This window comes from Sphingosinicella sp. YJ22 (assembly GCF_011320075.1).
Classification (GTDB): domain Bacteria; phylum Pseudomonadota; class Alphaproteobacteria; order Sphingomonadales; family Sphingomonadaceae; genus Allosphingosinicella.
In genome coordinates this window covers 24,653-50,242 of the sequence record NZ_JAANPA010000019.1, presented here as the reverse complement: position 1 = coordinate 50,242, position 25,590 = coordinate 24,653, and the positions used below count along the sequence as shown (strand labels likewise).

The 25,590-nt window shown below is 69.5% G+C and carries 27 protein-coding genes and 1 pseudogene; 14 read left to right on the top strand and 14 right to left on the bottom strand.

The annotated features are described in order from the left end of the window. A pseudogene (locus tag G7B71_RS08545) lies at nt 1–418 on the top strand (DNA replication and repair protein RecF); the annotation flags it as partial. Here the strand turns inward: G7B71_RS08545 and G7B71_RS08540 are convergent. Continuing rightward, nucleotides 415–1,056 (bottom strand): hypothetical protein, encoded by a 642-nt coding sequence (locus G7B71_RS08540; protein ID WP_166039869.1) that lies wholly within the window; start codon nt 1,054–1,056, stop codon nt 415–417. The pseudogene G7B71_RS08545 and the gene G7B71_RS08540 sit on opposite strands and share 4 nt — an antisense overlap. A gap of 90 nt (nt 1,057–1,146) precedes the next feature. Here G7B71_RS08540 and gyrB point away from each other — a divergent pair, with 90 nt between their 5' ends. Beyond that, nucleotides 1,147–3,669, top strand: coding sequence for a DNA topoisomerase (ATP-hydrolyzing) subunit B (gene gyrB, locus G7B71_RS08535; RefSeq protein ID WP_166039867.1), 2,523 nt, complete (start codon nt 1,147–1,149; stop codon nt 3,667–3,669). Here gyrB and G7B71_RS08530 read toward each other — a convergent pair. From G7B71_RS08530 to G7B71_RS08515, 4 genes are all read right to left on the bottom strand, one after another. Continuing rightward, on the bottom strand, nt 3,666–4,454 hold the full coding sequence (locus G7B71_RS08530) for a DUF1206 domain-containing protein (protein ID WP_166039865.1): 789 nt from the start codon (nt 4,452–4,454) through the stop codon (nt 3,666–3,668). The genes gyrB and G7B71_RS08530 overlap by 4 nt on opposite strands. A gap of 80 nt (nt 4,455–4,534) precedes the next feature. Further along, on the bottom strand, nt 4,535–6,262 hold the full coding sequence (locus tag G7B71_RS08525) for a VWA domain-containing protein (RefSeq protein ID WP_166039862.1): 1,728 nt from the start codon (nt 6,260–6,262) through the stop codon (nt 4,535–4,537). 86 nt (nt 6,263–6,348) lie between these two features. Beyond that, nucleotides 6,349–7,440 (bottom strand): P1 family peptidase, encoded by a 1,092-nt coding sequence (locus G7B71_RS08520; protein ID WP_207774751.1) that lies wholly within the window; start codon nt 7,438–7,440, stop codon nt 6,349–6,351. Nucleotides 7,441–7,541: 101 nt separating this feature from the next. Further along, on the bottom strand, nt 7,542–7,943 hold the full coding sequence (locus G7B71_RS08515; protein WP_166039860.1) for a PilZ domain-containing protein: 402 nt from the start codon (nt 7,941–7,943) through the stop codon (nt 7,542–7,544). A 163-nt stretch (nt 7,944–8,106) separates the two neighbouring features. On the opposite strand from G7B71_RS08515, the gene G7B71_RS08510 reads away from it, so the two are divergent. Continuing rightward, nucleotides 8,107–8,505 carry a PilZ domain-containing protein gene (locus G7B71_RS08510; RefSeq protein ID WP_166039858.1) on the top strand — a complete coding sequence of 133 codons (399 nt, stop codon included), beginning with the start codon at nt 8,107–8,109 and terminating at the stop codon, nt 8,503–8,505. A 49-nt stretch (nt 8,506–8,554) separates the two neighbouring features. Further along, nucleotides 8,555–9,652: a DNA polymerase IV gene (gene dinB, locus G7B71_RS08505; protein WP_279338399.1), complete on the top strand. Its 1,098-nt coding sequence runs from the start codon at nt 8,555–8,557 to the stop codon at nt 9,650–9,652. Here the strand turns inward: dinB and pabB are convergent. Continuing rightward, nucleotides 9,649–11,403: an aminodeoxychorismate synthase component I gene (gene pabB / locus G7B71_RS08500; RefSeq protein WP_243406167.1), complete on the bottom strand. Its 1,755-nt coding sequence runs from the start codon at nt 11,401–11,403 to the stop codon at nt 9,649–9,651. The two genes, dinB and pabB, sit on opposite strands and share 4 nt — an antisense overlap. Before the next feature lie 107 nt (nt 11,404–11,510). Here pabB and G7B71_RS08495 point away from each other — a divergent pair, with 107 nt between their 5' ends. After that, on the top strand, nt 11,511–13,496 hold the full coding sequence (locus tag G7B71_RS08495; protein WP_166039856.1) for a prolyl oligopeptidase family serine peptidase: 1,986 nt from the start codon (nt 11,511–11,513) through the stop codon (nt 13,494–13,496). Here G7B71_RS08495 and G7B71_RS08490 read toward each other — a convergent pair. Both G7B71_RS08490 and G7B71_RS15570 read right to left on the bottom strand, forming a co-directional pair. Beyond that, entirely contained in the window at nt 13,493–14,056 is a 564-nt protein-coding gene (locus tag G7B71_RS08490) for a methyltransferase domain-containing protein (protein ID WP_166039854.1), read from the bottom strand. The genes G7B71_RS08495 and G7B71_RS08490 overlap by 4 nt on opposite strands. Continuing rightward, the gene (locus G7B71_RS15570) at nt 14,053–14,859 is read right to left on the bottom strand and encodes a class I SAM-dependent methyltransferase (protein ID WP_207774749.1); all 807 of its coding nucleotides are present in this window, start codon (nt 14,857–14,859) and stop codon (nt 14,053–14,055) included. The genes G7B71_RS08490 and G7B71_RS15570 overlap by 4 nt, the downstream gene beginning before the upstream one ends. 64 nt (nt 14,860–14,923) lie before the next feature. Between G7B71_RS15570 and G7B71_RS08480 the strand changes: the two genes are divergently transcribed. The 3 genes from G7B71_RS08480 to G7B71_RS08470 are packed head-to-tail and all read left to right on the top strand — an operon-like array spanning nt 14,924 to nt 17,000. Next, complete coding sequence (locus G7B71_RS08480; protein ID WP_166039852.1) at nt 14,924–15,589, top strand: MBL fold metallo-hydrolase; 666 nt, start codon at nt 14,924–14,926, stop codon at nt 15,587–15,589. A gap of 44 nt (nt 15,590–15,633) precedes the next feature. Next, nucleotides 15,634–16,080, top strand: coding sequence for a hypothetical protein (locus tag G7B71_RS08475; RefSeq protein ID WP_166039849.1), 447 nt, complete (start codon nt 15,634–15,636; stop codon nt 16,078–16,080). Beyond that, nucleotides 16,077–17,000 carry a cation transporter gene (locus G7B71_RS08470; protein ID WP_166039847.1) on the top strand — a complete coding sequence of 308 codons (924 nt, stop codon included), beginning with the start codon at nt 16,077–16,079 and terminating at the stop codon, nt 16,998–17,000. Before G7B71_RS08475 ends, G7B71_RS08470 begins: the two co-directional genes overlap by 4 nt. On the opposite strand, the gene G7B71_RS08465 is transcribed toward G7B71_RS08470, so the two are convergent. After that, entirely contained in the window at nt 16,997–17,431 is a 435-nt protein-coding gene (locus G7B71_RS08465; protein ID WP_166039845.1) for an MAPEG family protein, read from the bottom strand. The two genes, G7B71_RS08470 and G7B71_RS08465, sit on opposite strands and share 4 nt — an antisense overlap. A gap of 191 nt (nt 17,432–17,622) precedes the next feature. Between G7B71_RS08465 and rpmF the strand changes: the two genes are divergently transcribed. The 5 genes from rpmF to G7B71_RS08440 all read left to right on the top strand — a co-directional run bounded on the left by rpmF (nt 17,623) and on the right by G7B71_RS08440 (nt 20,690). Beyond that, nucleotides 17,623–17,802, top strand: a complete 180-nt coding sequence (rpmF, locus tag G7B71_RS08460) for a 50S ribosomal protein L32 (protein ID WP_166039843.1) — start codon at nt 17,623–17,625, stop codon at nt 17,800–17,802. A gap of 33 nt (nt 17,803–17,835) precedes the next feature. Beyond that, nucleotides 17,836–18,891: a phosphate acyltransferase PlsX gene (plsX, locus tag G7B71_RS08455; protein ID WP_166039841.1), complete on the top strand. Its 1,056-nt coding sequence runs from the start codon at nt 17,836–17,838 to the stop codon at nt 18,889–18,891. Next, nucleotides 18,888–19,862, top strand: a complete 975-nt coding sequence (locus tag G7B71_RS08450; protein ID WP_207774748.1) for a beta-ketoacyl-ACP synthase III — start codon at nt 18,888–18,890, stop codon at nt 19,860–19,862. The genes plsX and G7B71_RS08450 overlap by 4 nt, the downstream gene beginning before the upstream one ends. Before the next feature lie 105 nt (nt 19,863–19,967). Then, nucleotides 19,968–20,276: an integration host factor subunit alpha gene (locus tag G7B71_RS08445; protein WP_166039839.1), complete on the top strand. Its 309-nt coding sequence runs from the start codon at nt 19,968–19,970 to the stop codon at nt 20,274–20,276. 3 nt (nt 20,277–20,279) lie between these two features. After that, on the top strand, nt 20,280–20,690 hold the full coding sequence (locus tag G7B71_RS08440; RefSeq protein ID WP_166039837.1) for a MerR family transcriptional regulator: 411 nt from the start codon (nt 20,280–20,282) through the stop codon (nt 20,688–20,690). 4 nt (nt 20,691–20,694) lie between these two features. On the opposite strand, the gene G7B71_RS08435 is transcribed toward G7B71_RS08440, so the two are convergent. Both G7B71_RS08435 and G7B71_RS08430 read right to left on the bottom strand, forming a co-directional pair. Beyond that, a complete protein-coding gene (locus G7B71_RS08435) occupies nt 20,695–20,985 on the bottom strand; it encodes a hypothetical protein (protein ID WP_166039835.1) in 291 nt (96 codons plus the stop codon). Nucleotides 20,986–21,022: 37 nt separating this feature from the next. Then, nucleotides 21,023–21,502, bottom strand: coding sequence for an SRPBCC domain-containing protein (locus G7B71_RS08430; protein ID WP_166039833.1), 480 nt, complete (start codon nt 21,500–21,502; stop codon nt 21,023–21,025). 49 nt (nt 21,503–21,551) lie between these two features. On the opposite strand from G7B71_RS08430, the gene G7B71_RS08425 reads away from it, so the two are divergent. Next, nucleotides 21,552–21,875: a helix-turn-helix domain-containing protein gene (locus tag G7B71_RS08425; protein ID WP_166039830.1), complete on the top strand. Its 324-nt coding sequence runs from the start codon at nt 21,552–21,554 to the stop codon at nt 21,873–21,875. On the opposite strand, the gene G7B71_RS08420 is transcribed toward G7B71_RS08425, so the two are convergent. From G7B71_RS08420 to G7B71_RS08410, 3 genes are read right to left on the bottom strand one after another with little or no spacing between them, the layout of a single operon-like run. Then, the gene (locus G7B71_RS08420; protein ID WP_166039828.1) at nt 21,872–22,408 is read right to left on the bottom strand and encodes a histidine phosphatase family protein; all 537 of its coding nucleotides are present in this window, start codon (nt 22,406–22,408) and stop codon (nt 21,872–21,874) included. The genes G7B71_RS08425 and G7B71_RS08420 overlap by 4 nt on opposite strands. A 19-nt stretch (nt 22,409–22,427) precedes the next feature. After that, on the bottom strand, nt 22,428–25,124 hold the full coding sequence (locus tag G7B71_RS08415) for an ATP-dependent DNA helicase (protein ID WP_166039825.1): 2,697 nt from the start codon (nt 25,122–25,124) through the stop codon (nt 22,428–22,430). Continuing rightward, nucleotides 25,124–25,510 (bottom strand): DUF559 domain-containing protein, encoded by a 387-nt coding sequence (locus G7B71_RS08410; protein WP_166039823.1) that lies wholly within the window; start codon nt 25,508–25,510, stop codon nt 25,124–25,126. Before G7B71_RS08410 ends, G7B71_RS08415 begins: the two co-directional genes overlap by 1 nt. Nucleotides 25,511–25,590: the final 80 nt, after the last annotated feature.

Below are 25,590 nucleotides of genomic sequence, written 5' to 3'. Positions count from 1 at the left end.
CAATGGCGGCGCCGGCGAGGCCGGGCCGCTCGCCACGGCCCTTCGCGACGGCCGCGCCCGCGATGCCGCCGCCGGCCGCACGCTGACCGGCCCCCACCGCGCCGACCTCCTCGTCATTCATGCCGGCAAGAACCAGCCCGCCGCGCGAAGCTCGACCGGCGAGCAGAAGGCCCTGCTCCTCAATCTCGTCCTCGCCCATGCAGAGCTGGTCCGGGCGCGCAGCGGCCGCCCGCTCATCCTGCTTCTCGACGAGGTCGCCGCCCATCTCGACCCGACACGCCGCGCCGCCTTGTTCGAGCGGCTCGCCGGCACCGGCGGCCAGGTGTGGATGACCGGGACGGAGCCGGCCCTGTTCGACACCGTCGGCGGCGACGCGGCCCGGTTCCGGATCAGCCCCGGCGCGGCCGAGCGCGTCTAGGAGCAGCCCTCGACATATTGGATGCTGGTGCCGCCGCCGTGGATGACGGTGACTCGCTGGCGCTCGTCGGTCTCGTAGCGGATACCGCGCGCCGCCGGCTCCTCGACATAGCCGCCCTCGCCCGGACGGACATTGCCGGCCCAGTGGGTGAGGTAGGCGGCCGGCGCCTCGACATATTCGTGCGGGCTCTCGCTCAGCGCCGCGCCATAGGCGGCGCGCACGCGCCCAGCCGGATCGCCGACGCGGATGCCGCGATCCGTCGCCACGCGGGAGCCTTCGTCCAGCGAGATGCGCGTGAGGCGGCCTTCCTCGACCATCACGATCACCCCCTTCGGCGCCCGCTCGGGGCGGAACTGGTCGCAGCTCTCCGGCTCCGGGCCGCCGACTCCCTGCGGATCGGAATCTGGCCCCGCCGCGGCGGTGACCTCGGCGAGAGTCATGCCGATCCGCAGCGGCCCCAGCCCCTCGCTGGTCAGCACCCAGGTTTCTGCGGCCGGCGCGGCGGGCGCCGTCTCGTTGCGCTGCGCCGCGCTTGGCTGAGCGGCCGCGGGCGGCTCCGCGCGGTTGTCCGAAACCGGCTCACCGCGGGCGCAGGACAGGAGCAGGCCGCAGGCCGCCAGCAGGTGCAGATTCCTCATCGCGTTCGCTCCCTTCGTCCGTTTGCGTGGCGAGCGCCGAACCACTCCATTTTGCTCGCCTTTTCGGGTTCCGCTTCCTATATCCTAGGCATGGCAACATCACCGAATGAGAACACGTACGGCGCCGAATCCATCAAGGTGCTGAAGGGCCTCGACGCGGTCCGCAAGCGGCCCGGCATGTATATCGGCGACACCGACGACGGTTCGGGCCTCCACCACATGGTGTTCGAGGTCAGCGACAATGCGATCGACGAGGCGCTGGCGGGCCATTGCGACCGAATCCTGATCACGCTCAACGCCGACGGATCGGTCAGCGTCGAGGACAATGGCCGCGGAATCCCGACCGGGATCCACAAGGAGGAAGGCGTGTCGGCGGCCGAGGTCATCATGACCCAGCTCCACGCCGGCGGTAAGTTCGAGAACACCTCGGACGAGAATGCCTACAAGGTCTCCGGCGGTCTCCACGGCGTCGGCGTGTCGGTGGTGAACGCGCTCAGCGAATGGCTGGAGCTGACCGTCTGGCGCGACGGAGTCGAGCATTGGATGCGCTTCCGCCATGGCGACGCCGAGGCGCCGCTGATCGAGCGCGGCCCCGCGCCCAAGGGCAAGAAGGGGACGCGGGTCACCTTCCTGCCGTCGACTGACACGTTCAAGAACGTCACCGAGTTCGACTTCGACACGCTCGAGCACCGCTATCGCGAGCTCGCCTTCCTCAACTCCGGGGTGCGCCTGGTCCTCACCGACGCCCGCCACGAGGAGGAGAAGTCGGTCGAATTGTTCTACGAGGGCGGAATCGCGGCCTTCGTCCGCTATCTCGACCGCGCCAAGACCCCGATCGTGCCCGAGCCGCTCGCCATCACCGGCCAGCGCGACGAGGTCGGCATCGACGTCGCGCTCGAATGGAACGACAGCTATTACGAGCAGGTCCTCTGCTTCACCAACAACATCCCGCAGCGCGACGGCGGCACCCATCTCGCCGCGTTCCGCTCGGCGCTGACCCGCACGCTCAACGGCTTCGCCGAGCGTTCCGGCGCGCTGAAGAAGGAGAAGGTCAGCCTTACCGGCGACGACATGCGCGAGGGCCTGACCGCGATCGTCTCGGTCAAGCTCCCCGACCCCAAGTTCAGCTCGCAGACCAAGGACAAGCTCGTCTCGTCCGAGGTGCGCCAGCCGCTCGAGAGCCTGATCGCCGACAAGCTCGCCGAATGGCTCGAGGAGAATCCGAACGTCGCGCGCTCGGTCATCCAGAAGGTGATCGACGCCGCCGCCGCGCGCGAGGCCGCCAAGAAGGCGCGCGAGCTCACGCGCCGCAAGGGCGCGATGGACATCGCCTCGCTGCCCGGCAAGCTCGCCGACTGCCAGGAGCGCGATCCCGCCAAGTCCGAGCTGTTCCTGGTCGAGGGTGACTCGGCCGGCGGCTCGGCCAAGCAGGGCCGCGACCGCCATTTCCAGGCGATTCTTCCGCTCCGCGGCAAGATCCTCAACGTCGAGCGGGCCCGCTTCGACCGGATGCTGTCGTCGCGCGAGGTCGGCACGCTCATCCAGGCGATGGGCACCGGAATCGGCCGCGAAGATTTCAACATCGACAAGCTTCGCTATCACAAGATCGTGATCATGACCGACGCCGACGTCGACGGCGCCCACATCCGCACGCTCCTGCTGACCTTCTTCTACCGCCAGATGCCGGAGATCATCGAGCGCGGGCACCTCTACATCGCACAGCCGCCGCTCTACAAAGTCGCCAAGGGCCGGTCCGAGGTCTATCTCAAGGACAATGCCGCGCTCGACGATTATCTCGTCGACGCGGGCGTCGGCGCGCTTGTGCTGGAGACTGCGGAAGGGCCGCGCTCGGGCGATGACCTGCGCAGCCTCGCCGAGCATGCCCGCCGCATGCGCGCTCTGATGGGCTATGTGCCGCGCCGCTACGATCCCGCGATCATCGAGGCGCTGGCGCTGACCGGGTCTCTCGACCCGGCGCTCGAGACTCGTGGCCGCGGCGACGCCATCGCCCGTGCCGCCGCCTGGCTCAACGCATCCGACGAGGAGGCGCGCTGGACCGCCGAGCCCGGCGAGGACGGCAATATCGTTCTCAACCGGCTGTGGCGCGGGGTCACCGACCATCACGTCATCGACCACAAATTCCTGGTCTCGGCCGAGGCGCGCAAGCTCCACGGCCTCACCGGCGAGCAGGCCGCCGCTTATGCCAGCCCGTCGCGTCTCGTGACGCTCAAAGGCGCGGCCAAGGCGGCCCAGGACGAGGCCGAGACCGGACCGGGCGTGATCGGCCAGACCGAGGCCCAGCAGGACGAGGATTCGGCGCCGACCCCGGCCAAGGGTGTCGCGGTCACTCGCCCGTCCGAGCTTCTCGACGCCATCCTCGCCGCCGGCCGCAAGGGCCTCAGCGTCCAGCGCTACAAGGGCCTCGGCGAGATGAACGCGGAGCAGCTGTGGGAGACCACGCTCGACCCGTCCAACCGCGCCATGCTCCGGGTCGAGATCTCCCAGGCCGACGTCGCCGACGAAATCTTCACGCGCCTGATGGGCGACGTCGTCGAGCCGCGCCGCGACTTCATCCAGGAGAACGCGCTCAACGTGGCGAATCTCGACGTCTAACGGCGCCTGATTTCCGCCTTCAGCCGTTCGAGGACGTTCTCGTCGCGGATCCGGGCGAAGGCGGCCATGACCAGGCTGAACAGGCCGAACAGGGCGAGGCCGGTCGCGATGGCGGTGAACAGCCATTCGCGCCGGCTGAGCTCGGCCATGGCGCTCTCCATGCCGATCCGCCCATCGTCCAGACCGGCGGCATAGGCGATGACCTGCCAGCCGATCATGACGAACACGGCGCCGCGCGCGGCGTAGCCGGCACGCCCCGCATGGCAGGTCCAGCCGGGCGCCTGGGCGTCGAGCAGCCGGCGGAACGTCGTCTTCCACGCTTCGAGGAAATTGCCGAGGCCTGCGACGACGATCAGGGCGCCGGCGAGGCCGACCGCGAGCGCGCCGCCGGGAAAGGTGAAGGCGGTCTCGGCCGCCTCGCGCGCGCCGCCGCCGCTTTCTTCCAGGCCCATGGCGGTCTTCGCCGCGAAGTAGGCGAGCGCGAGGTGGGTGACGGCGCTGGCCGCCTGGCCGAAGCGCTTGAACAGGCCGCCCGGATCGTTGCCGTCGCCGTTGAGGTCGAGCCAGCCGCTATAGAGGCGAAACAGGCCGTAGCCGACCAGGCCGACGGCGATCGCGATCAGCAACAGTCCGCCCGCGGGCACGTCGCGGAGCCGCTCGATCACCGTCGAGGTGCCCTCGCCGCCGCCGCTGCTCAATGCGAAATAGCCGAGCAGGAGGTAGACGATGCCGCGCGCGGCGTAACCAAGGCGCGCGAACGTCTCCAACTGCGCTATCCGTTGCATCCGAAACCTCCAACCAACGCCACGTCACGCGTGAGCGTGCGGGCGCGGCGGAGGTTCCGGAGCCGCAACGGGGAGGTGGGTCAGCGCTCCGCCCGTTCCTCGCGCAGGTGGCGCTCGGCGGCCTCGGTCAGGCCGATGAACTCGCGCCGCCAGAAGTCGTCGAGGCGGGCACGGCCGGCGAGGGCGCGGGCGTCGGCGAAGGTGAAGCGGCCGAGATTGGTGTCGCCACGCAGCAGCTGGCCGTAGGCGGCGACTGCCGCCGCGAAGGCGGTGTCGCCGGTCGGCGCGGCGGCGCGGCGGACCAGGCGCACATGGACCGGCTGCTCGATCAGCCGGCTCTCGCTCTCGCCCGGCAGCTTGTAGCGCAGCCTGAGATGCGCCATCTCGCCGTCCTGCTCGCCGGCGGCCTGGCGCCGATTGCCTTCGTAGCGGCGCTGCGGCAGCCAGCCGCGGCTTCCGGCCGGCACGATCTCGTAGAGCGCGGTGACCTGGTGGCCCGCGCCGATGTCGCCGGCGTCGACCGCGTCATTGTCGAAATCCTCCTCGCGAAGCGCGCGGTTCTCGTAGCCGATCAGGCGGTATTCGGCGACATAAGCGGGATTGAACTCGACCTGGATCTTCACGTCCTGGGCGATGGTGAACAGGGTCGACGACAGCTCCTCGTCGAGCACCTTCTGAGCCTCGCGCGGGCTGTCGATGTAAGCGTAATTGCCGTTCCCGTGGTCGGCGATCTGCTCCATCATCGCTTCATTGTAATTGCCGGTGCCGTAGCCGAGCGTGGTCAGCTGGATGCCCGCCGCGCGCTCGCGCTCGACCATGTCGACCAGAGTCTCGGTGTTGCTGACGCCGACGTTGAAGTCGCCGTCGGTGGCGAGGATGACCCGGTTGATTCCGCCCGGGATCATGTTCTGGCGCGCGGTGTCGTAGGCGAGCTGGATGCCGGCCGCGCCCGCGGTCGAGCCGCCGGCCTGGAGCCGCATCAGCACGTCCTGGATCCGGCGCCTGTCATTGGTCGGATCGAGCACCCGCCCGGCGGCGCCGGCATAGACGACGATCGACACGCGGTCGCGCGGGTTCAGGCGCTCCGCCAGCAATGCCAGCGAGCATTGCACCAGCGGCAGCTTGTCGCGGCTCATCATCGAGCCCGACACGTCGACCAGGAAGACGAGGTTGGCCGGCGGCCGATCGCGCCGGGCGATGTCGTAGCCGCGCAGGCCGACGCGCAGAAGCCGCGTGTTGGAGTTCCACGGAGTCGTGGTCATGTCGGTGGCGATGCTGAACGGCCGCGTTCGGTCGTTCGGCCGCGGATAATCGTAGCGGAAATAGTTGAGCAGCTCCTCGGTGCGCACCGCGGCCTGGGGCGGCATGCGGCCGTCCTGGAGGAAGCGGCGGACATTGGCGTAGCTGCCGGTGTCGACATCGACTCCGAAGGTGGACACCGGCTCTTCGGCGACGGCGCGCACCGCGGCGACCTCCTCGCCGGCATAGCGCTCGCGGTCCTCGCGCGGGATCGGGATGCCCGGCCGGGCGATGCGCGTCCCGGTCACGGCCATCGGCTGCGCCATTCCCGCCTGCGGCATGGGAGGAGGCGCCGTCGGCATCGGCGCTGCTCCGGACAGGCGCCCGGTGCGACCGCGGCCATAGCTCATCTCCTCGAGCCCGCGCTCGAGATAGGGCGCGCAGATCCGGTCCGGGTCGCCCGCCGGCGCTTCGGCGCGCGCCTGGGCGAACGCCGGCGCCATCAGCGGCGACGGCATGCTGCCAGCGAGCATAAGTGCCGACATCGTCGTGAGGATGATTGGCCGCATAGTCACTCTCCCACCTTGAATGTGATAGTATCACATCATCCGGCGTGAACAGGAAATGAATGTTTCGGCGCCGGTCGGCGCCTGGGTCAGCGGGCCTGGCGCCTCAGCCGAAGCACCTCGTCGATCGGCAACGCCTCGATGGTGCCGCGGGCGCCGTCCATTCGGCCGGCGCGGAACATCGAGTTGAGCACCGCTTCCTCGGTGGCTTCGAGCGCGGCGAAGAAGAGCGGCGTCATCGCCTCGTTGCCGAGCTCGGGATAGGCCGTCGCCGCCGCGCGCCGCGCCGCGGTCCGCCGCACCCCGTCATGGGTCGAGAAGGCGATGGCATAGTCGCCCGAGCCATTGGTCATCGGCGAGCCGGTGCGGCCGAGCGCGAGGAAGGCGCGGCGGGCGAGCCGTTCGAGGTTGCGGTCGGACAAGGGCGCGTCGGTGGCGATGACGATGATGATCGAGCCGTCGCCCGAACCCTGGCGCTGCGGCGCAAGGCCGTGGCGTCCGGTCAAGGCGTCGTAAGGCAGCCCGTCGATGGTGAGCGCGCCGCCATAATTGCTCTGCACCAGCACTCCGACGGTCCAGCCGCCATGGCGCGTCTCGAGCCGGCGCGAGGCGGTGCCGATGCCGCCCTTGTAGCCGAAGGCGACCGTGCCCGTGCCCGCGCCAACCGCGCCCTCCGCCACCGGGCCCTCGCGCGCCGCCTCGATGGCACGGCGGGCATCGGCGATGGTGACCCGCCGCCGGCGGATGTCGTTGAGGAAGCCGTCATTGGTCTCGCCGACGATCGCGTTGACCGAGCGCACCTCCTCGTTGCCAGGCTGCGCCAAAGTCCATTCGATCGTCGCTGCGGCCGCTTCGGGGACGTTAAGCGTGTTGGTGAGCAGGATCGGGCTCTCGATCTCGCCGAGCTCGGCGACCTGGGTCGACCCCATCAGCTTGCCGAAGCCGTTGCCGACCGCGATGGCGGCGGGGACCTTGTCCTGGAACAGGTTGCCGCCATGCGGAAGGACCGCGGTTACGCCGGTGCGGATGTCGCGCCCCTCGATCAGCGTGACATGGCCGACGCGCACCCCGGCAACATCAGTGATCGCGTTCAGGGGCCCGGGCTGCATCACGCCGACGGCGATGCCGGCCTCGCGGACTCGGGGCCGGTCCTGGGCGGAAGCGTTTGGGGTCACGATCATGGCGGCGAGAGCAAGGGCGGCAGAGCCGAGGCGGCGGCGGGACATGGCGCCGGGTATGGCAGGCGGCGACATGCCGGACAATCCGCCGGCGAAACCCGCCGTCAGTCGCCGTTGACGCGCACCATCGGCAGGCCGTCGAGGATCTTGCGGCGAAGCTCGAACTCGGTGCCATATTGGCCGACGGTGCGCGCCGCGGCGCGCTCGACGAGCATGCGCGCGAGAACCGCCTGGCGGGTAAGCCGCGACCAGCCGCAGCGGTCGATCGAGACCGGCTGGCGGAACTTGGCGCCGAAGCGGTCGCCGCGGCGCCATGTCACATAAGCGAGCTCCGAGCCGATTCCGGGCAGCTCCAAGGTGACGCAACTGCCAACCGTCACCCGCGCTTCGCACTCCGCCCGAAAGCCGTTGTTGGACAGATCGAGGACCCGAACTTCAAGGCTGCTCCACTCATTGGGGTGCAGCCGCGCCGGCTCGTCCAGGGGTAGTCGCTCTTCGCGCCGCACATCTGGCCTCTTGGCTGTAACCCGAAAGGCTTAGCGCGGTTCGGTTAAGGAAGTGCTGCCGCAGTTGAGGCGGGCCGGCATCGCCGCCGCCCATGTCGCTAGGAATTCAGTAAAACTTGTCTGTCATAGAGGTGCCTCGGTTCGATTAAGAGGCGCATGTTCGATGAACGCATTCCGTTCCGCACTGAAGGCTGGGGAAGTGAGCCAGGTGGTTCGTCCGGCCGCCAAGAAGGAAAATTGCCGGCGCGGCTCGGGCGACGTCAGCCTGAGCGCGATCCTCATTCCGCGCGGCGAGCGCCGCACCACCAATCAGCGCCGCGAGGACCGCTTCCGCGGAGTCGTCGAGCGCGCCACCGTGACCTTCCGCCGTAAGAAAATTCTGTCCAAGGTCGTCAACCTCTCGGGCAGCGGCATCATGCTCGAGGCGCCAATCGAGCCGCGCATCGGCGAGAAGCTGCGAGTCGATTTCGAGGGCTTCGAGCCGCTTTACGGCCAGGTTTGCTGGGTCCGCGACGGCCGCTGCGGCATCGACCTGGGCGACGGGGCGATCCAGCTCGACTGACCCATCTTAGCCGCTGGCGGCGCACGGCCGCCGCCGCTACAAACAAAGCGTGAACGAAGAGGCCGCGCTCGATCCGCCGAAGCTGCGCAAGATCATCCATGTCGACATGGACGCCTTCTTCGCGTCGGTCGAGCAGCGCGACGATCCGGAACTTCGTGGCAAGCCGGTCGCGGTCGGCGGCGGTTCGCAGCGCGGAGTCGTCGCGGCGGCGAGCTACGAAGCGCGGGTCTATGGCGTGCGATCGGCCATGGCGTCGGTCACCGCGCGGCGGCGCTGCCCGGACCTGATCTTCGTCAAGCCGCGCTTCGACGTCTATCGCGAGGTCTCGCGGCAGGTGCGCGCGATCTTCGCCGACTACACCCCGCTGGTCGAGCCGCTCAGCCTCGACGAGGCCTATCTCGACGTCACCGAGGACCTGAAGGGGATCGGCATCGCGACCCGCATCGCCGAGGAGATCCGCGCGCGAATTCGGGAAGAGACCGGCCTCACCGCATCGGCCGGAGTTTCCTACAACAAGTTCCTGGCCAAGCTCGCGTCGGACCAGAACAAGCCCGACGGACTGTGCGTGATCACGCCCGCGAGAGGCGCCGCCTTCGTCGCCAGCCTGCGGGTCAGCCGCTTCCACGGCGTCGGCCCCAAGACCGCCGCGAAGATGGAGCGGCTCGGAATCGTCAGCGGAGCCGACCTCGCCGCGCGGGACGTCGCCTTCCTCGAACGTCATTTCGGCAGCTCCGGGCCGACCTATTACCGGCTCGCCCGCGGCATCTGCGACCGCCAGGTGAGGCCGGACCGCGAGCGCAAGTCGATCGGCGCCGAGGACACCTTCATGGAGGACCTCACCGATCCGGCCCGAATGGAGGCGGAGCTCGAGCGGATCAGCCAGACCATCTGGTCGCGCATGGAGGGCCGCGGAATCGAGGGCCGCACCGTCGTCCTCAAGATGAAGTATCAGGACTTCCGGATCGTCACCCGCACCCACTCGCTGGCGCGGCCGGTGGCGGGGCGTGAGGAGTTCCTGGCGATCGGCCGAACCCTGCTCCACCGGCTCGTCCCGGTCGCCAAGCCGGTGCGGCTGCTCGGCCTCACCCTCGCCGGACTGTGCAACGACGAGCCGGCGCCCGAGCTGGAGCCGAGCCTGCCGCTCTAGGCCAGCCTGGCCCGGATCAGCCCGCGCACCGAATTGCCGATGAGGAAGCCGCCTTCGAGGTCGCGCTCGCGCAGCGGCGCCTCGGTCGCCCTGCCCTCGTCGATCAGGCGCTGGCGAAGCACACCGGGGAGGAGGCCGAGCGACAAAGGCGGGGTCAGCAGGCCGCCGTCGCGCTCGACGAAGATGGTGGTGAAGCTGCCTTCGGTGAGGAAGCCGTCGGGATCGATGAACGCGACTTCATAGGTCCCCGCCGCCGCCAGCGCGGCGCGGTAGAATTCGCGGTCGCTGGTCTTGTGCCTGAGGCGGAAATCCTGCGCCGGGACCGGCAGCGGGCGCACGGCGACCGGCACCGGCTCGACCGGCGGCTCGCCCAACGGCTCCACCTCCACCGCCATCGCGCCGCTGCGCGCGAGGAGCAGCCGCATCTTGGCGTTGCCGGCGCCGAAGCCCGCCGCCTGAAGCTCGTTGCGCGCGCCGTGGCGATCGAAGTCGAAACCGAGCGCGTCGGCGCTGGCCTTCATCCGCCCCAGGTGGCGATCGAGGTCGACCACGCCTTCGTGGGAATCGTGGCGCATCGTTTCGACCAGATCGAAGCGCCCCGGCGCGGCGACGAACGCGCCCTTGGCCAGGCACTCGCGCCATTCGGACCCGGCCCGGCTGTCGGCGACGATGCCCGAGCCGAGGCCGAGCCGCGCCACGTCCTCACCGTCGCGAACGGTGAGAGTCCGGATGGCGACGTTGAACGCCGCGCCGCCGTCCGGCCGGATGCGGCCGATCGACCCGCAATAGACTCCGCGCGGGCCCGCCTCGAGCGAGTCGATGATCTCCATCGCCCGGAGCTTCGGAGCGCCGGTGATCGAGCCGCAGGGGAAGAGCGCGCGGATCGAGTCGACGGCGTCGCGGCCGGGCTCGATCCGCGCCGTCACCGACGAAACCATCTGGTGAACGGTCGGATAGGTCTCGACCGTGAACAGCCTGGGCACGGCGACGCTGCCCGGCTGCGCCACCCGCGACAGATCGTTGCGCAGCAGGTCGACGATCATCAGGTTTTCGGCGCGCTGCTTGGGATCGCTCGCCAGCTCCTCGATCGCGGCCTGGTCCTCGTCCAGCGAAGCGCCGCGCTGGGCGGTGCCCTTCATCGGCCGAGCGCGCAATTCCCCCTGGTCGAGCGTGAAGAACAGCTCCGGAGACAGTGACAGGATCCAGTGGGTGCCGGTGAAGACAACGGCGCCGTAGCCCGCCTTGGCCCGCTCGCGCAGCGCCGCGTAGAGGGCGAGCGGATGGCCGGCGAACTTCACCTCCGCCTGGAAGGTGAAATTCGCCTGGTAGATGTCGCCGTCGAGGATGTGCTCATGGAGCCGGGCGAGCGCGGCGTCATAGTCGGCGCGGTCGATCAGCGGCCGCGGCGGCCCGCACCATGCGCCGGCGGCGTCGGGCAGAAGCTCCGCGGCGTCGACGCGCTCGGCCCGATCGAACAGGCCGAACCACAGCAAGGGCACGCCGTCCGCATCGGCCGGACGGGCGAGCGGCGCGAGCTTGGGATCGAGCGCATGGCCGGCCTCGTAGGACAGGAAGCCCGCCGCATGGCGCCCGCCAAGGTCGCGCAGCCGCTCCAGCGCCGCCGGCACGTCGCCCGGCGCGTGCGCGGTGATGACGTCGACAGGACCGCGCAGCAAGGTCGCCGAGCCGCCGCGGGCATTGTCGATCAGCACGAACGGCTGGTCGAGCGGGAGGCGTGGACGACTAGTCACGCGGGCAGCGATGCCGCCGCCCCCGCTTTTTGTCGAGCCGATTGCGGAGCCCGGTGCCGACAGATAAGCCAAGCGCATAGAGAACAAGCATTTCGGGGAGGGATTGAATGCGCCTGAAGCTGCTCGGCGTCGTCCTGCTCGCGTCCGCGAGCGCCGCCATCGCCCAGACCGCCCAGCCGGCCGCGCCGCGCGCCGTCGAGAAACCCGCCGCTCTCACCGCCGACGGCATTCCTCCCGTTCCCGCCGAGCTCGCCGAGCGCAGCCGCCCCTATATGGAGTTCCGCACCGCCGGCTTCACCAGCTGGAATGCGCGCGACCGGTCGATGACCATCGCCACCCGCTTCGGCAACACCGCTCAGATGCACAGCGTCGCCCGCCCGATGGGCATGCGCCAGCAGCTCAGCTTCGAGGTCGAGCCGGTCGGCGGCGGCTGGTCGCCCAATGGCGACGTGCTGCTCGTCCAGAAGGACATCGGCGGCAACGAATTCTACCAGATCTACACGCTGGCGAACGGCCGCCTCACCCTGCTGACCGACGGCGCCAGCCGCAACAATTTCGGCGCGTGGAGCAAGGACGGCCGCTGGATCGGCTATTCGTCGACCCGCCGCAACGGCACCGATTCCGATCTCTATGTGATGGACCCGCGCGACCCGTCGACCAACCGCATGGTCGCGCAGGTGAGCGGCGGCGGCTGGGCGATCGCCGATTTCTCGCCCGACGGCCGCCAGGCGCTGGTCTTCGAATATATCTCGATCACCAAGTCGAACCTGCACCTGCTCGACCTCGCCAGCGGCCGGATGACGCCGATCGGCGATCACAGCCGCGCGATCGCTTATGGCGGCGCCCAGTTCGCCCCGGACGGCACCCTGTGGGTCACCTCGGACGAAGGCTCGGAATTCCAGCGCCTCGGCACCATCGACATCCGTACCGGCGCCTTCCGTCCGGTCGTCACCGACGTGAACTGGGACGTCGAGAGCTTCGACATCGCCGAGGACGGCCGCTTCATCGCCTATACGGCCAACGAGGCGGGCCGGTCGCGCATGTACCTGCTCGATCCGGCGAGCGGCCGCTCGCGCCCGGTCGACCTGCCGGCCGGCCTGATCGGCGGCCTCGAGATCGCGCCGTGGGGCGACATCGGCTTCACCTTCACCTCGGCGCGAAGCCCGGCGGACGCCTATTCGGTCAACCCGCAGACGCTTGCGGTCACGCGCTGGACCCAGAGCGAGACCGGCGGCCTCGACCCCAACGCCAATGTCGAGCCGGAGCTGCTCGAGACCCGCAGCTTCGACGGCGAGCGAGTCTCAGGCTTCCTCTACCGCCCCGATCCGCGCCGCTTCCCGGGGCCGCGCCCGCTGATCGTCAACATCCATGGCGGGCCCGAGGGCCAGTCGCGGCCCGGCTTCCTCGGCCGCAACAACTACCTGCTCAACGAGCAGGGCATCGCGATCTTCTACCCCAACGTCCGCGGCTCGTCGGGCTACGGCAAGCGCTTCCTCGGCCTCGATAACGGCGCCGCTCTGCGCGAGAACAGCGTGCGCGACATCGGTGCCTTCCTCGACGTGCTAGAGCGCGATCCGGCGCTCGACCGGGGGCGCATCGCCGTCACCGGCGGCTCCTATGGCGGCTATATGTGCTACGCCTCGGCGATCCATTACGGCCCGCGCCTGCGCGGCGCCAATTGCGTCGTCGCCATCTCCAACTTCGTCACCTTCCTCGAGAACACCCAATCCTATCGCCGCGACCTGAGGCGTGTCGAATATGGCGATGAGCGCGACCCCGCCGAGCGCGCGCGGCTGCTCGCCATCTCGCCGATGACCCGCTCGCGCGAACTCAACATCCCGCTGATGGTGGTGACCGGTGCCAACGACCCGCGCGTCCCCGCGTCGGAAGCCGACCAGATGGTCGCCGCGGTCCGCGCCAACGGCCGCGAGGCCTGGCACCTGATCGGCCAGAACGAGGGCCACGGCTTTGCCAAGAAGGAGAACGCCGACTACCAGTTCTGGACCAGCCTGATGTTCTGGGACCGCACTTTGCTCGGAAACGCGCCCGCCCAGGGCGGCGGCGCCTCGTCGGCGGGCGAGCGGGGGCGCTAGGCAGGCGTCCCGAACGGGATCGGAGCCGGCGCGGGCCGATCGGCTTCGGCCGGCACGCGCCACAGATAGACGTGGCGGCCCTCGACGACATGCTCCTCGTCGGCCGGCCAGCCGACGATGGGGAAGGCGTGGCTGACCACCCTGCTGCCCGGGACCAGCTCCCGTTGAAGCCGGTAGCCGAGCAGCCAGTTGGTCAGGGGCACGAGGTAAAGCGTCACGACGCTGGCGCCGTCGAGCGAGGTTTCGAACAGGTCCTCGGTTCGAAAATGCGCGCGATTCTCGAGGCCGGCCGCGCGGGCGCCCGCTTCGGCCTCGGCAATTCGGCAAGGGTCGACATCGATACCGAGCGACTCGGCGCCGCGCCGCGCGGCGGCGATGACGATCCGGCCATCGCCGCAGCCCAGGTCGATCAGCCTGTCGGTGGCCCCGACCCCGGCGAGGTCGAGCATGTGCTCGACCAGCTCCCGCGGGGTGGACCAGAACGGCGCGTCGAGCTGATCGACGGTCCCCGCCATAGGCCCGCGGGTCGCGCGGTGCAGCCGGTCGCCGGGTCCGGTCACGCGATGCGTCGCCCGGTCCAGCCGCCCTGCCCGGATCGGGCCGCGGCATCGGGCAGGAAGTCGGCGCCATCGATCGTTCCGGACAATGCGAGGGGCGCGCCGTCGTCCTGCGCGGAAAGCACGAGATGCCTGCCTCGCAGCCTTCCGACGACAGCGCGCACCGTCCCGTCGCCGCTCAGCGTCCCGGCCACCTCCTGGAACCGTTGCTCCAGTTCGAGCAGCCGGTAGCTCCCGTCGGTTGCGGTCACTTCCCAGCTGCCGCCCGCCACCGCCGGCACATGCCACAGGAAGATTCGGCGACCGTCATGAACCTCCTCGGCGTCGGCGGCCCAGTCGCCCATGTCGAAGGCGTGGCTGACGACCCGCGCACCGGCCGGCAGCTCGGTCAGGAGCTTGGGCCGAAGCCGCAGGTTGATGTCGGGCAGAAGGTAGATGGCGACCACGCTCGCTTCGTGGATCGGAGTCGCGAACAGGTCCTGGCGGCGGAAGCGCACGCGCCCCTCGACCCCGGCGACCCGCGCCGCCGCGGCCGCCTCCTGGATCCGCAGCGCCTCGATATCGACGCCAAGCGCGCGGGCGCCGCGCTGCCCCGCCGCAACAGCGATACGCCCGTCGCCGCAGCCGAGGTCGACCAGATAGTCCTCGGCCGTCACTCCGGCGAGGTCGAGCATCTGTTCGACGAGGCTGTGCGGAGTCGGCACGAACGGCACGTCGAGCTCGCGCCGGCGCTGCGCGAAGGCTGGCGCGGCGAGGCCGCCGGTGACCAGGCCCAAGGCAGCGCGGCGGGTGATCTGCATCGTCATCGCCCCGGTCATAGCAGAGCGGCGCGCGCTTGCATCGGGCCGCGGCGCCCGCCATCTCCGCACCATGACCACTCAGCCACCGCTCAAGGCGGCGATCATCCCGGTGACGCCGCTCCAGCAGAACTGCACCCTGATCTGGTGCACCGCGACCATGAAGGGCGCCTTCACCGACCCGGGCGGCGACCTCGACCGGCTGAAGGCGGCGGCGGCGCAGCACGGCGTGACTGTCGAGAAGCTTCTGCTCACCCACGGCCATATCGACCATTGCGGATCGGCCAAGATCCTCGCCGACGAGCTCGGCGTGAAGATCGAGGGGCCGCACGAGGACGACCGCTTCTGGATCGCTCGGCTGGAGGATGACGGCCGCGCCTACGGCATTACCGGCAAGCCGTTCGAGAGCGACCGCTGGCTGGTCAACGGCGACCAGGTGACGGTCGGCAACCTCACGCTGGACGTTTATCACTGCCCCGGCCACACGCCGGGCCACGTCGTCTTCCATCATCCGGAATCGAAGCTGGCGATCGTCGGCGACGTGCTGTTCCAGGGCTCGATCGGCCGCACCGATTTTCCGATGGGCAACCATCAGGACCTCATCGACGCGATCACCGGCAAGCTGTGGCCGCTGGGCGACGACACCGTCTTCGTGCCCGGCCACGGCCCTGCCTCGACCTTCGGCCGCGAGCGCCAGACCAATCCGTTCGTCGGCGACCGGGTGCTCGCGCGGGCCTGACTCGCCGGGAACGCTAATTGCGAGGGGGGCGTTGCAGCCCCGTTATGAAGCTGCCGGCACTTCTTCTTGCGTTTCTGGCACTTGCCGGATGCGGCGGCGTGCCGCGCGACCAGCAAGGGACGCTCGAGCGGATCGCCGAGATGCAGGAGGTGCGGGTCGGCGTGATCGCCGCGGCCGCGCAATCTCCCCACTTCGCCCGGCTGCGTGATTTCGTCGAACGCTCGAGCGCCGCGGCCGGAGGCCGTCCGCGGGTCGAGGATGGCACCGCCGAAGCCTTGCTGCTGCGGCTGGAGGCCGGCCAGCTCGACCTCGTCGTCGGCGAGTTCGACCGCGCCAGCCCCTGGTACCGGCGCGTCCACCTGCTGCCGCCGATCGCGACGCGAAGCGAAGGCGACAGCGAGATCGAGGCGACGGCCGCGGCGCGCAACGGCGAAAATGGCTGGATCATGCTGATCGAGCGCGAGGCGCGGGCCCTGTCGACGCCGTCATGACCGAGCCGTTCCCCACCGAGATCGAGGCCGACATCGCCCGCGCGCGCCGTCTGGCGTGGTGGACGATCGCCTGGATGACCTCGATCGTGATCGTGATGTTCCTCGCCATGGGTTCCAGCCAGGCGATGCGCACGGCATTTGTCGAGGACCTGCTCAGCATAGTCCCGTCGGTGGTGCTGCTGATCGCGCTCAAGCTGGAGTGCAAAGAGCCGACCCGCCTGTTCCCGCACGGCTACGACCGCGCCCACAGCATCGCCTTCCTGATCGCGGCCACGGCTCTGACGATCATGGGCGCAACCCTGCTGTTCGAGGCCCTGCGCACCCTGGCGATGCGCGAGCACATCACGATTCCGTCGGTGTTCCTGTTCGGTCAGCAGGTCTGGCTCGGCTGGGTGATGGTGGCGGCCCTGCTCTACTCGGTCGTCCCGCCGCTGATCCTCGGGCGCATGAAGCTGCCGGTCGCGCGCCGAGCGCATGACGAGGTGCTGCATACGGATGCGCTGATGCAGAAAGCCGACTGGATGACCGGCCTCGCCGGAGTCGGCGGCGTGATCGGCGTCGGCCTCGGCTATTGGTGGGCCGACGCGGCGGCCGCCGCGGTGATATCGGCCAGCATCCTGCAGGATGGCGTGAAGGCGCTGCGCTCGGCCGCGGCGGAGCTCGCCGACGGCGTTCCGCGCGCGCTCGGCTCGTCGGACATGGCGGCGGACGCCGACGCCCTCGCCAAGGAGTTGAAGCGGCGCTGGCCGGAGGGCGAGATCAGGCTGCGGGAATCGGGCCGCTACATCCTTGCCGAGGTGCACGGCGTGAACCCGCCTCCGGGAGGCATCGACCTCGATTCGCTGTGGCCGTGCGAGCCGGAGCGGCGCTGGCGCTTCGCCGAGCTGGAATTCGTGCCGCCCGAGCGCGGCGCGCGCTAGCTTTTCAGGATCGGCGCTTCCTGCCGCGGCGGCGGCGGCTGCATCTGGGTGTAGGTCAGCGTGATCGCCCAGGCGCCGAGCGCGAGCAGAACCAGCCAGCTGCCGATGACCCCGGCGAGGCGGAGCTTCGACAGCTTGTCGCTGTCCATGCCGAAGGCGTGGAGGATCCGGGCGAGGAAGAAGATGATCGTCGCCGCCCAAAGGAATTCGGCGCGCCCCCCGGCGAGCTCGAGCAGCGCGACCAGGACCAGGAAGATCGGCGCGTTCTCGGCATAATTGGCATGAGCGCGCATGCGGCGCAGCATGCCCGGATTGCCGCCGTCGCCATGCAGGATCTTCTGCGTGCGGCGGATGTGCGACACGCGGATGCTGAGCCAGATGTGCAGCAATGCGGCGGCGCCGGCGGCGGTGAGCGCGATCGGCAGGATCATGTAGAAAGGCCTCCCCTGGTTGCGACCCGCTTGGCACGCCCCCGCGGCGCTTGCAACGGCCGCCAAATTCGCTATAGGGCGCAGCCTTCCGCGAGCATCGGGAAGCGTGGCGGTGCAATGGCCTTCAAGCCGTTGACCCGCGGCTCCGCGCTCGCCACATCAGGTTCGAATCGAAAGAGGCAGTAGCCGCCATGGCCGTTCCCAAAAGAAAAACGACGCCGTCGAAGCGCGGCATGCGTCGCAGCCACGACGCCATCAAGCCGATGAGCTTCCAGGAGTGCCCGAATTGCGGCGAGCTCAAGCTGCCGCACAATCTGTGCCGCGGCTGCGGTCACTATAACGGCCGCGAGATCGTCTCGACCGAGGCCTGACCTCTGGCGGGCCTGCAACAGGGGACAGCTTAATTGGGCAGCGGGCCACGGATCGCAATCGACGCGATGGGTGGCGATTCGGGCCCCGCGGTCACGGTCGCCGGCGCCGCGCGCGCATGGCGTCGCCGCAAGGACCTGTCCTTCCTGCTGTTCGGCGACCAGGCGCTGATCGAGGCTGAGCTGAAGCGCGAGGGCAGCGACTTCGCGTCGGCTTGTCGGATCATCCACAGCGACGACCAGATCAGCGGCGAGGAGCGGCCGAGCCAGGCGCTGCGCCGCTCCAAGACCACGTCGATGGGCCAGGCGATCGCGGCGGTGAAGGCCAAGGAGGCCGACGCCGTCGTGTCGGCGGGCAATACCGGCGCGCTGATGGCGATGGCCAAGCTCGCGCTGCGCACCCTTCCCGGAATCGACCGCCCGGCGCTCGCCGCGATGATGCCGACGCTCGGCGACAACGACGTCGTCATGCTCGATCTCGGCGCCAACACCGAGTGCGACGCCAACAATCTCGTCCAGTTCGCGGTGATGGGCGCAGCCTACTCCCGCGTCGTCCTCGACCTGCCCGAGCCGCGCGTGAGGCTTCTCAACATCGGCACCGAAGCGGTGAAGGGAACCGACGAGCTCAAGGAAGCCGCCGCCATCCTGTCCGCCGCCGACAGCCTGCGCATGCGCTTCGACGGCTTCACCGAGGGCGACAAGATGTCGCGCGGCGACATCGACGTGGTCGTCACCGACGGCTTTTCCGGCAACATCGCGCTGAAGACGATGGAAGGCACCGCCCGCTTCGTCGGCGACCTCATCCGCCGCGCCTTCGCCAATTCGATCCGCTCGAAGGTCGGCTTCCTGATCTCGCGGCCCGCGACGCGCCTGCTCAGGTCGACCCTCGATCCCAACAATCACAATGGCGGGGTCTTTCTCGGCCTCAATGGCGTTGTCGTGAAGAGCCATGGCAGCGCCAACGATGTCGGCATGGCCAATGCCATCCGCGTCGCCGCGCGCATGGTGCGCCAGGAGATCCTCGAGCGGATCGAGGAGGATCTGGGCCATGTCCCGAGCCGTCAGACCAAGCGAGCCGCTGCAGCGCAATGACAACTGACCTTATTCGCCGTTCCGTAATCGCCGGCACCGGCTCGGCCCTGCCCCCGCGCCGGGTCACCAATGCCGAGCTCGCCGAGCGAGTCGACACCACCCACGAATGGATCGTCGAGCGCACCGGCATCGAGGCGCGCCACATCGCCGCCGACGGCGAGACCACGGCGACGCTTGCCACCGAGGCGGCGCGCAAGGCGCTGGCCGATGCCGGCGTCGAGGCGCAGCAGGTCGGCCTCATCGTCCTCGCCACCGCAACGCCCGACCAGACCTTCCCGGCCAGCGCGACCCGGGTGCAGACGATGCTCGGCATCAACGACTGCATCGCCTTCGACGTCGCCGCGGTGTGCACCGGCTTCCTCTACGCGCTGTCGGTGGCCGACAACATGATCAAGGGCGGAATGGCCGATTACGCCCTGGTCATCGGCTCCGAGACGTTCAGCCGGATCCTCGACTGGGAGGACCGCACCACCTGCGTCCTGTTCGGCGACGGCGCCGGCGCGATCCTCCTCAAGGCCGAGCAGACCCGCGACCAGGGCGTGCTCGCCACCCGGCTCCATGCCGACGGCCGCCACAACGACCTGCTCTATGTCGACGGCGGCGTGTCGACGACCGGCACCGTCGGCAAGCTCCGCATGAAGGGCAAGGAAGTGTTCCGCCATGCGGTGGTCAATCTCGCCGACGTGCTGAACGAGGTGCTGGTCGCCTCCGGGCACGAGGCGTCCGAAGTCGACTGGGTCGTCCCTCACCAGGCCAACAAGCGCATCCTCGACGCGACCGCCAAGAAGCTTGGCCTCGCTCCGGAGCGAGTCATCGTCACCGTCGACCAGCACGCCAACACGTCGGCCGCCTCGGTCCCGCTCGCGCTCGACACCGCGATCCGCGACGGCCGCATCAAGCGCGGCGACCTGCTCGTGCTCGAGGCGATGGGCGGCGGCTTCACATGGGGCGCGGCGGCGGTCCGCTATTAACCCTCGTAATGCCCGCAGGCGCATTGCGCCTCTGAGGCATTGGGACTATCGTCCTGTATCGAAGCACAAGTTCCCCGGGGGGAAGAAATGGCGGATGCAGGCACCATGAGAAAGCCGGAGGCCGCGGGTACGCTGACCCGCGCCGACCTCGCCGATGTGGTCCATCGCGAGATCGGACTGTCGCGCGCCGAATCCGCCACCATCGTCGAGCGCATTCTTCATCACATGTGCCACGGCCTGTCCGAGGGCCAGAATGTGAAGATTTCCGGGTTCGGCAGCTTCATCCTGCGCGACAAGGGCGAGCGCATCGGCCGCAACCCGAAGACCGGGGTCGAAGTCCCGATCGCGCCGCGCCGCGTGCTGACCTTCCGTGCCAGCCAGATCATGCGCGAGCGGATCGCCCGCGCCGGCTAGGCCATGGCGGGCAAGAGCGAGCAGGCTTTCCGCACGATCAGCGAGCTGGCTGGCGAGCTAGGCGTTCCCCAGCATATCCTGAGATATTGGGAGACGCGGTTTCCGCAGCTACGGCCGCTCCAGCGCGCCGGCAACCGCCGCTATTACCGGCCTGACGACGTCGCTCTGGCGCGGCGCATCCACCATCTGCTGAACAGCGAGGGCTACACGATCCGCGGCGTCCAGCGCGTGCTCGGCGAGAAGCGCGCAACGGCCGCCGAGGCGCCGCCGAAGCTGGCGCTCGATACGCCTGCGCCGGCGCCAGCGCCTGCTGTCGCTGCCCCGCAGGCGGGCCCGCGCGATGCCTTCGCGGCGGAGCGGCTGCGCTCGATCCGCGCCGCGCTCGTCGCCGCCCTTGAAGAGAGCGGCGCCTGAATCCTCAATCCGTCCCTAGGGACGATGTATCGATCGGCACGCTGGCGTAGCGGAAGGGATTGTCCTGGACCGCCGCGGCCAAGGCGTCGAAATAGGCCCATTCGCCGGCATCGACCTTCGCCGATTCCACGCGCGTAAGCGGCAGGCCCATGCTGAAGCCGGCGGCGCCGACGTGAACGTTCACGTCCAGGATGTGCCGGTGCGGCCACATGCCGAGATGAAGATAGTCGGTCTCGTAGATCGTGTGCGAGCGGGGCACGTCGTGCACGATCCGCGTCACCTTGGCCTTGTCCATCGCAGGCAGCCCTCCCCCTACCGGCCCGGTCCCGCAGCTATTTGTACATGCCCTCGCGCATGTTGATGCCGTGCTCGACCCACATCTTGAGCGCGCACAGCATCTGCGACCAGCCCATGCAATTGCCGTAGCTCGCCGCGAGGCCTCCCGGCGTCTCGCGCCAGCCTTCCTCGGAAATCTCGACCAGGGTGCGGCCGTCGTCGAGCGGGGCGAAGGTCATGGTGACCGTCGTCTGGTAGCCGCCCGGCTCGTAAGTGCCGGCTTCCTTGTCGACCTCGCCCTCGGTCGCTTCCCAGCGCAGCACGATCCGCTCGTTCGGAACGACCTCGACCACCTCGACCGGAAAAGCGCCGGGGAAATCGTGGAAGGACCAGGTGACGGTCGCGCCGGTCTCGAGCCGGCCTCTGGCGCCGCCGGTGGTGAAGTAGCGGGACAGCTTGCCCGGGTCGGCGACGGCCTCGAACACATCCTCGACCGGCTTGGCGATGCGCGCGGAGACCTTGAATTTGAGGTCCATGACCATCCTCCTCCTTGTGCGCCGCCGCTTTATGTTATAATTCTATAACATGTCAATCGGCGACAAAGAGGACCGTATTTTCAAGGCGTTGAGTGCCGGCGTCCGGCGCGCCATGCTCGACGCGCTAAAAGATCGGCCGCAAACGACCGGGCAGCTATGCGCTCGATTCGCGCCGCTCGATCGCTGCACGGTGATGCAGCATCTCAAAGTGCTTGAGGAAGCCGATCTAGTCATTGCCGAGCGGACGGGGCGCGAGCGTTGGAACTACCTCAACCCGCTGCCGATCAAGCACATCCACGACCGCTGGATCGGCGATTATGCGAAAAGCGCGGTGAGCCTGCTCGACCGGCTGAAGACCGACCTAGAAGATTAGGCCTCGGGTCCGAGCTCCGGGTCGAGATCGCGCGGGCGAATGAAACGGGTCAGCGTGCCCCCGGCGGCCGCCACATCGGCCCAGCGGTCGACGTCGAAACGGATCTCGGCCAGCGTCGCGGTCGGATATTTGAGCTCGGCCTCGCGCCGGAGCCCGCCCTCGCCGCGGCCGGCGAGGAGCAAGGTCAGCTGCTCGAGCCCGGGATTGTGGCCGACGACGAGAAGCCGCTCCACGGCGTCGTCGACATGGTGGATGCGTTCGAGCAGCACGGCCGGACTGGCGAGATAGAGAGCCTGGTCCTGCTCCGGTTCCAGCGCATGACCGTAGCCGTCGCCGACGTCGCGCAGGGTCTCGACCACACGCACCGCCGGCGAGGCGATGATCGCATCGAAGGCGAGGCCCTGCTCGCGCATCGCGCGGCCGACGACCCGCGCGGCCTTGCGCCCACGCTTGTTCAGGGACCGGTCGAAATCGCGCGAGACCGGGTCGTCCCAGCCCGACTTGGCGTGCCTGAGCAACGTCAGAACCTTCATGCGTGTGGCTGGAGCCCCTCTAGACGGGCTCCTCTTGCCGCAACGCCGGCTCGGTTGGAAGCCACGTCTGCACACGCTCGACCGCTTCGGCGAGCGGCACCCGCCGGATCGCGACGCCAGGTGGGAAGGCGGTCATCAGCCGCGTCGGCGCCGCCGAGGAGAGCAGGACGAACAGGCCGCGATCGCCGCCGCGGCGGATCAGCCGGCCGAACGCCTGGGCGAGCCGTGCGCGCACGACGCGGTCGTCATACGCGCTGCCGCCGCCGACCGCTCGGCGCGCGGCATGGAGCACGGTCGGACGGGGCCAGGGAATGCCCTCCATCACCACCAGCCGAAGCGAATGGCCGGGCACGTCGACTCCGTCGCGAAGCGCGTCGGTGCCGAGCAGGCTCGCGGTCGGGTCGTCGCGAAAGATGTCCACCAGCGTGCCGGTGTCGATCGGGTCGACATGCTGGGCGTAGAGCGGCAGTCCGGCGCGGGCGAGGCGGTCGGCGATTCGGGCGTGGACCGCGCGCAGGCGGTTGATCGCGGTGAACAGGCCGAGCGTGCCGCCGCCGGCAGCCTCGATCAGCCGGGCGTAGGCACCTGACAAGGCGGGCAAATCGCCGCGCTTCAAGTCGGTGACGATCAGCACCTCGCTGTTGGCGGCATAGTCGAACGGGCTGTCCGCGGCGAAGTGGACGGCACGGCCGAGATGGCTTGCGCCGGTGCGCGCCTCGGCTGCGTCCCAGCTCTCACCGCCGCGCAGCGTCGCCGAGGTGACGACGACGCCATGCGCCGGCTTCAGCACCGCCTCGGCGAGCGGGCGGGTCGGATCGAGCCAGCGGCGGTGGAGGCCGACGTCGAACTCACGGCCCTCGACCCGGTCGACCGCGAGCCAATCGACGAAGTCGGGATCCGCCGGGCCGCCGACACGTCCGGCAAGCGCGATCCAGGACGCGATCGTCTGGGTGCGCCAGGCGAGGCCCGACAATGCGCCCTCGACCCGCGCCCGAGCCGGTCCATCGAGCCAGTCGGGCGCATCCTCCAGCACCGCCTCCAGCCGCTTGCCGAGCGCGACCAGCGCGCGCATCAGCCGCTCCAGCACCGCCACCGCCTCGCCGGCCGCGGCGACGAAGGCGCCGTCGGGCTCGGCGAGCTCGGTCTCGATGCCGAAGCCCGATTCCTGGGCGGTCGCCCGTGCATAGACGCTGTGGCGAACGGCAAGCAGAAGGGCCTCGACCGGTCCCCACGGCGCGCCTTCGCCGATCCGCTGGAGCCAGCCGTCGCCGGGCAGCTCCTGCGCCGCAGCGACCGCCGCCGCGACCGCATCGGCGCCGGCTTCGTCATAGCTGATCACGTCCATCAGCCGCGCCTGGAGGCCGCGCCGACGCCCGCGCGAGCGGCCCTCCGGCCCCAGGATCCAGCGCCTGAGCTCGATCGCTTCCTGTCCGGACAACGCCGCGCCGAAGGTCGAATCGGCGGCATCGAACAGGTGATGGCCCTCATCGAAGACGAGGCGCGTGGGCGCAGCACCGGTCTCCCGGCCGCGCGCGGCGTTGACCATCACCAGCGCATGGTTGGCGACGACGATGTCGGCATCCTGGCTCGCCCGCGTCGACCGCTCGATGAAGCATTTCCGGTAATGCGCGCAGCCGGCATAGACGCATTCGCCGCGGCGGTCGGTCAGCGCAGTCGCGCCGGCGCGGCGGAACAGGCTGGGCAGCCAGCCGGGCAGGTCGCCGCCGACCATGTCGCCGTCGCGGCTGTATGCCGCCCAGCGCGCAACGAGCTGGGCGAGGATCGCGGCTCGGCCCGAGAAGCCGCCCTGAAGCGCGTCCTCGAGATTGAGCAGGCAGAGATAATTCTCGCGGCCCTTGCGAACGACCATCTTGGCGCGCCGCTCGGCGGGGTCGGGGAACAGCCGCTCGCCCTCGCGGGTGAGCTGGCGCTGGAGCGCCTTGGTATAGGTCGACACCCACACCGCGCCATCGGCGCGCTCGGCCCACAACGAGGCGGGGGCGAGATAGGCGAGCGTCTTGCCGATTCCGGTGCCGGCCTCGGCGAGCAACATGTGCGGTTCCCCCGCGGTCCGGCGCGGATCGAACGCCGCCGCCGCGGTCTCGGCATAGAGCCGCTGCCCCGGGCGCGGCTCGGCGCCCGTGCCAGTCAGTTCGGTCAACCGCTCGGAGACCTCGGCCGGATCGATGCGCACGTTGCGCGGCGGCCCGCGCCCGGCGGCCTCGCTCCATTCGGGCAGGCGCGAGAACAGCCAACGCTCGTCCCGCTCGGGCCTGCGCACCCGCTGCAGCACCGCCGCCGCCCAGGGCCAGCGCAGCCGGCCGAGCGCCTGGGCGCTGGTCCACGCGCCTTCACGCTCCGGCCAGTCGCCGTCGAGCACGGCAAGGAGTTTCGCCGCGGCCCTTCGCAGGAAGTCGGCCGCCTCCGCATCGGACGCCGGCGGCTCTAGTTCGAGCGCCTGCGCCAGGCCATGCGGCGTCGGCACCGCGAAGCGCGCGGGGAAGACGAACGCGAACAGTTCGAGCAGGTCGAGCCCGGACAGGTCGGGATAGCCGAGCCTGCTCCCCACCAGCGGCGCGTTCATGAGGATCATCGGCGTGTCGGCCGCGCGCGAGATCGCCTCGCCACGCCCGACCGCCTCGGTCACGCCGTCCGCGCGCGCGATCCAGATCCCGCCATGCGTGGCGTATAATGCGGGATAGGGCAGGTCGCCCACTAGCCCCTCCCCTTCAGGGGAGGGGTTGGGGTGGGGCCTGGCCAGCGATCCGGCATGTGGCGGACGACACGGAGGATCGCCAAGAGCACTCCATCCATATTGTCTCGCACGTCGTCGTTGGTAACCCGGATCGTTCTGAATCCCAGTTCGGCCAGTCGCGCATCCCGCCGTCTATCTCGCTCGTGCGCATGCGTCTCGCCGTCCACCTCCACCGCCAAGCCCTTTGCTGGGCAGAACAAGTCGACGATGTACGGAAAGATCACGTGCTGGCGGCGGAACTTGTGGCCCATCTGATTGCCGGACAGATGTCGCCACAGCCGCTTCTCGAACTCTGTGGGATTGTTGCGCATGTGGCGGGCGCGGTCGAGGAGTTCGGCTTCGGTCACTTCTGGACTCCCCCACCCCAACCCCTCCCCTGAAGGGGAGGGGCTAAGTGGAGGCCGAACACTAGCCCAGATGGAACAAA

What these genes read in the sequence shown, in the direction of transcription:
- G7B71_RS08540 (WP_166039869.1), bottom strand. Translation starts at nt 1,056, where the DNA reads ATGAGGAATCTGCACCTGCTGGCGGCCTGCGGCCTGCTCCTGTCCTGC.
- gyrB (WP_166039867.1), top strand. Translation starts at nt 1,147, where the DNA reads ATGGCAACATCACCGAATGAGAACACGTACGGCGCCGAATCCATCAAG.
- G7B71_RS08530 (WP_166039865.1), bottom strand. Translation starts at nt 4,454, where the DNA reads ATGCAACGGATAGCGCAGTTGGAGACGTTCGCGCGCCTTGGTTACGCC.
- G7B71_RS08525 (WP_166039862.1), bottom strand. Translation starts at nt 6,262, where the DNA reads ATGCGGCCAATCATCCTCACGACGATGTCGGCACTTATGCTCGCTGGC.
- G7B71_RS08520 (WP_207774751.1), bottom strand. Translation starts at nt 7,440, where the DNA reads ATGATCGTGACCCCAAACGCTTCCGCCCAGGACCGGCCCCGAGTCCGC.
- G7B71_RS08510 (WP_166039858.1), top strand. Translation starts at nt 8,107, where the DNA reads ATGAACGCATTCCGTTCCGCACTGAAGGCTGGGGAAGTGAGCCAGGTG.
- G7B71_RS08495 (WP_166039856.1), top strand. Translation starts at nt 11,511, where the DNA reads ATGCGCCTGAAGCTGCTCGGCGTCGTCCTGCTCGCGTCCGCGAGCGCC.
- G7B71_RS15570 (WP_207774749.1), bottom strand. Translation starts at nt 14,859, where the DNA reads ATGACGATGCAGATCACCCGCCGCGCTGCCTTGGGCCTGGTCACCGGC.
- G7B71_RS08480 (WP_166039852.1), top strand. Translation starts at nt 14,924, where the DNA reads ATGACCACTCAGCCACCGCTCAAGGCGGCGATCATCCCGGTGACGCCG.
- G7B71_RS08475 (WP_166039849.1), top strand. Translation starts at nt 15,634, where the DNA reads ATGAAGCTGCCGGCACTTCTTCTTGCGTTTCTGGCACTTGCCGGATGC.
- G7B71_RS08470 (WP_166039847.1), top strand. Translation starts at nt 16,077, where the DNA reads ATGACCGAGCCGTTCCCCACCGAGATCGAGGCCGACATCGCCCGCGCG.
- G7B71_RS08465 (WP_166039845.1), bottom strand. Translation starts at nt 17,431, where the DNA reads ATGATCCTGCCGATCGCGCTCACCGCCGCCGGCGCCGCCGCATTGCTG.
- rpmF (WP_166039843.1), top strand. Translation starts at nt 17,623, where the DNA reads ATGGCCGTTCCCAAAAGAAAAACGACGCCGTCGAAGCGCGGCATGCGT.
- G7B71_RS08450 (WP_207774748.1), top strand. Translation starts at nt 18,888, where the DNA reads ATGACAACTGACCTTATTCGCCGTTCCGTAATCGCCGGCACCGGCTCG.
- G7B71_RS08445 (WP_166039839.1), top strand. Translation starts at nt 19,968, where the DNA reads ATGAGAAAGCCGGAGGCCGCGGGTACGCTGACCCGCGCCGACCTCGCC.
- G7B71_RS08440 (WP_166039837.1), top strand. Translation starts at nt 20,280, where the DNA reads ATGGCGGGCAAGAGCGAGCAGGCTTTCCGCACGATCAGCGAGCTGGCT.
- G7B71_RS08435 (WP_166039835.1), bottom strand. Translation starts at nt 20,985, where the DNA reads ATGGACAAGGCCAAGGTGACGCGGATCGTGCACGACGTGCCCCGCTCG.
- G7B71_RS08430 (WP_166039833.1), bottom strand. Translation starts at nt 21,502, where the DNA reads ATGGACCTCAAATTCAAGGTCTCCGCGCGCATCGCCAAGCCGGTCGAG.
- G7B71_RS08425 (WP_166039830.1), top strand. Translation starts at nt 21,552, where the DNA reads ATGTCAATCGGCGACAAAGAGGACCGTATTTTCAAGGCGTTGAGTGCC.
- G7B71_RS08420 (WP_166039828.1), bottom strand. Translation starts at nt 22,408, where the DNA reads ATGAAGGTTCTGACGTTGCTCAGGCACGCCAAGTCGGGCTGGGACGAC.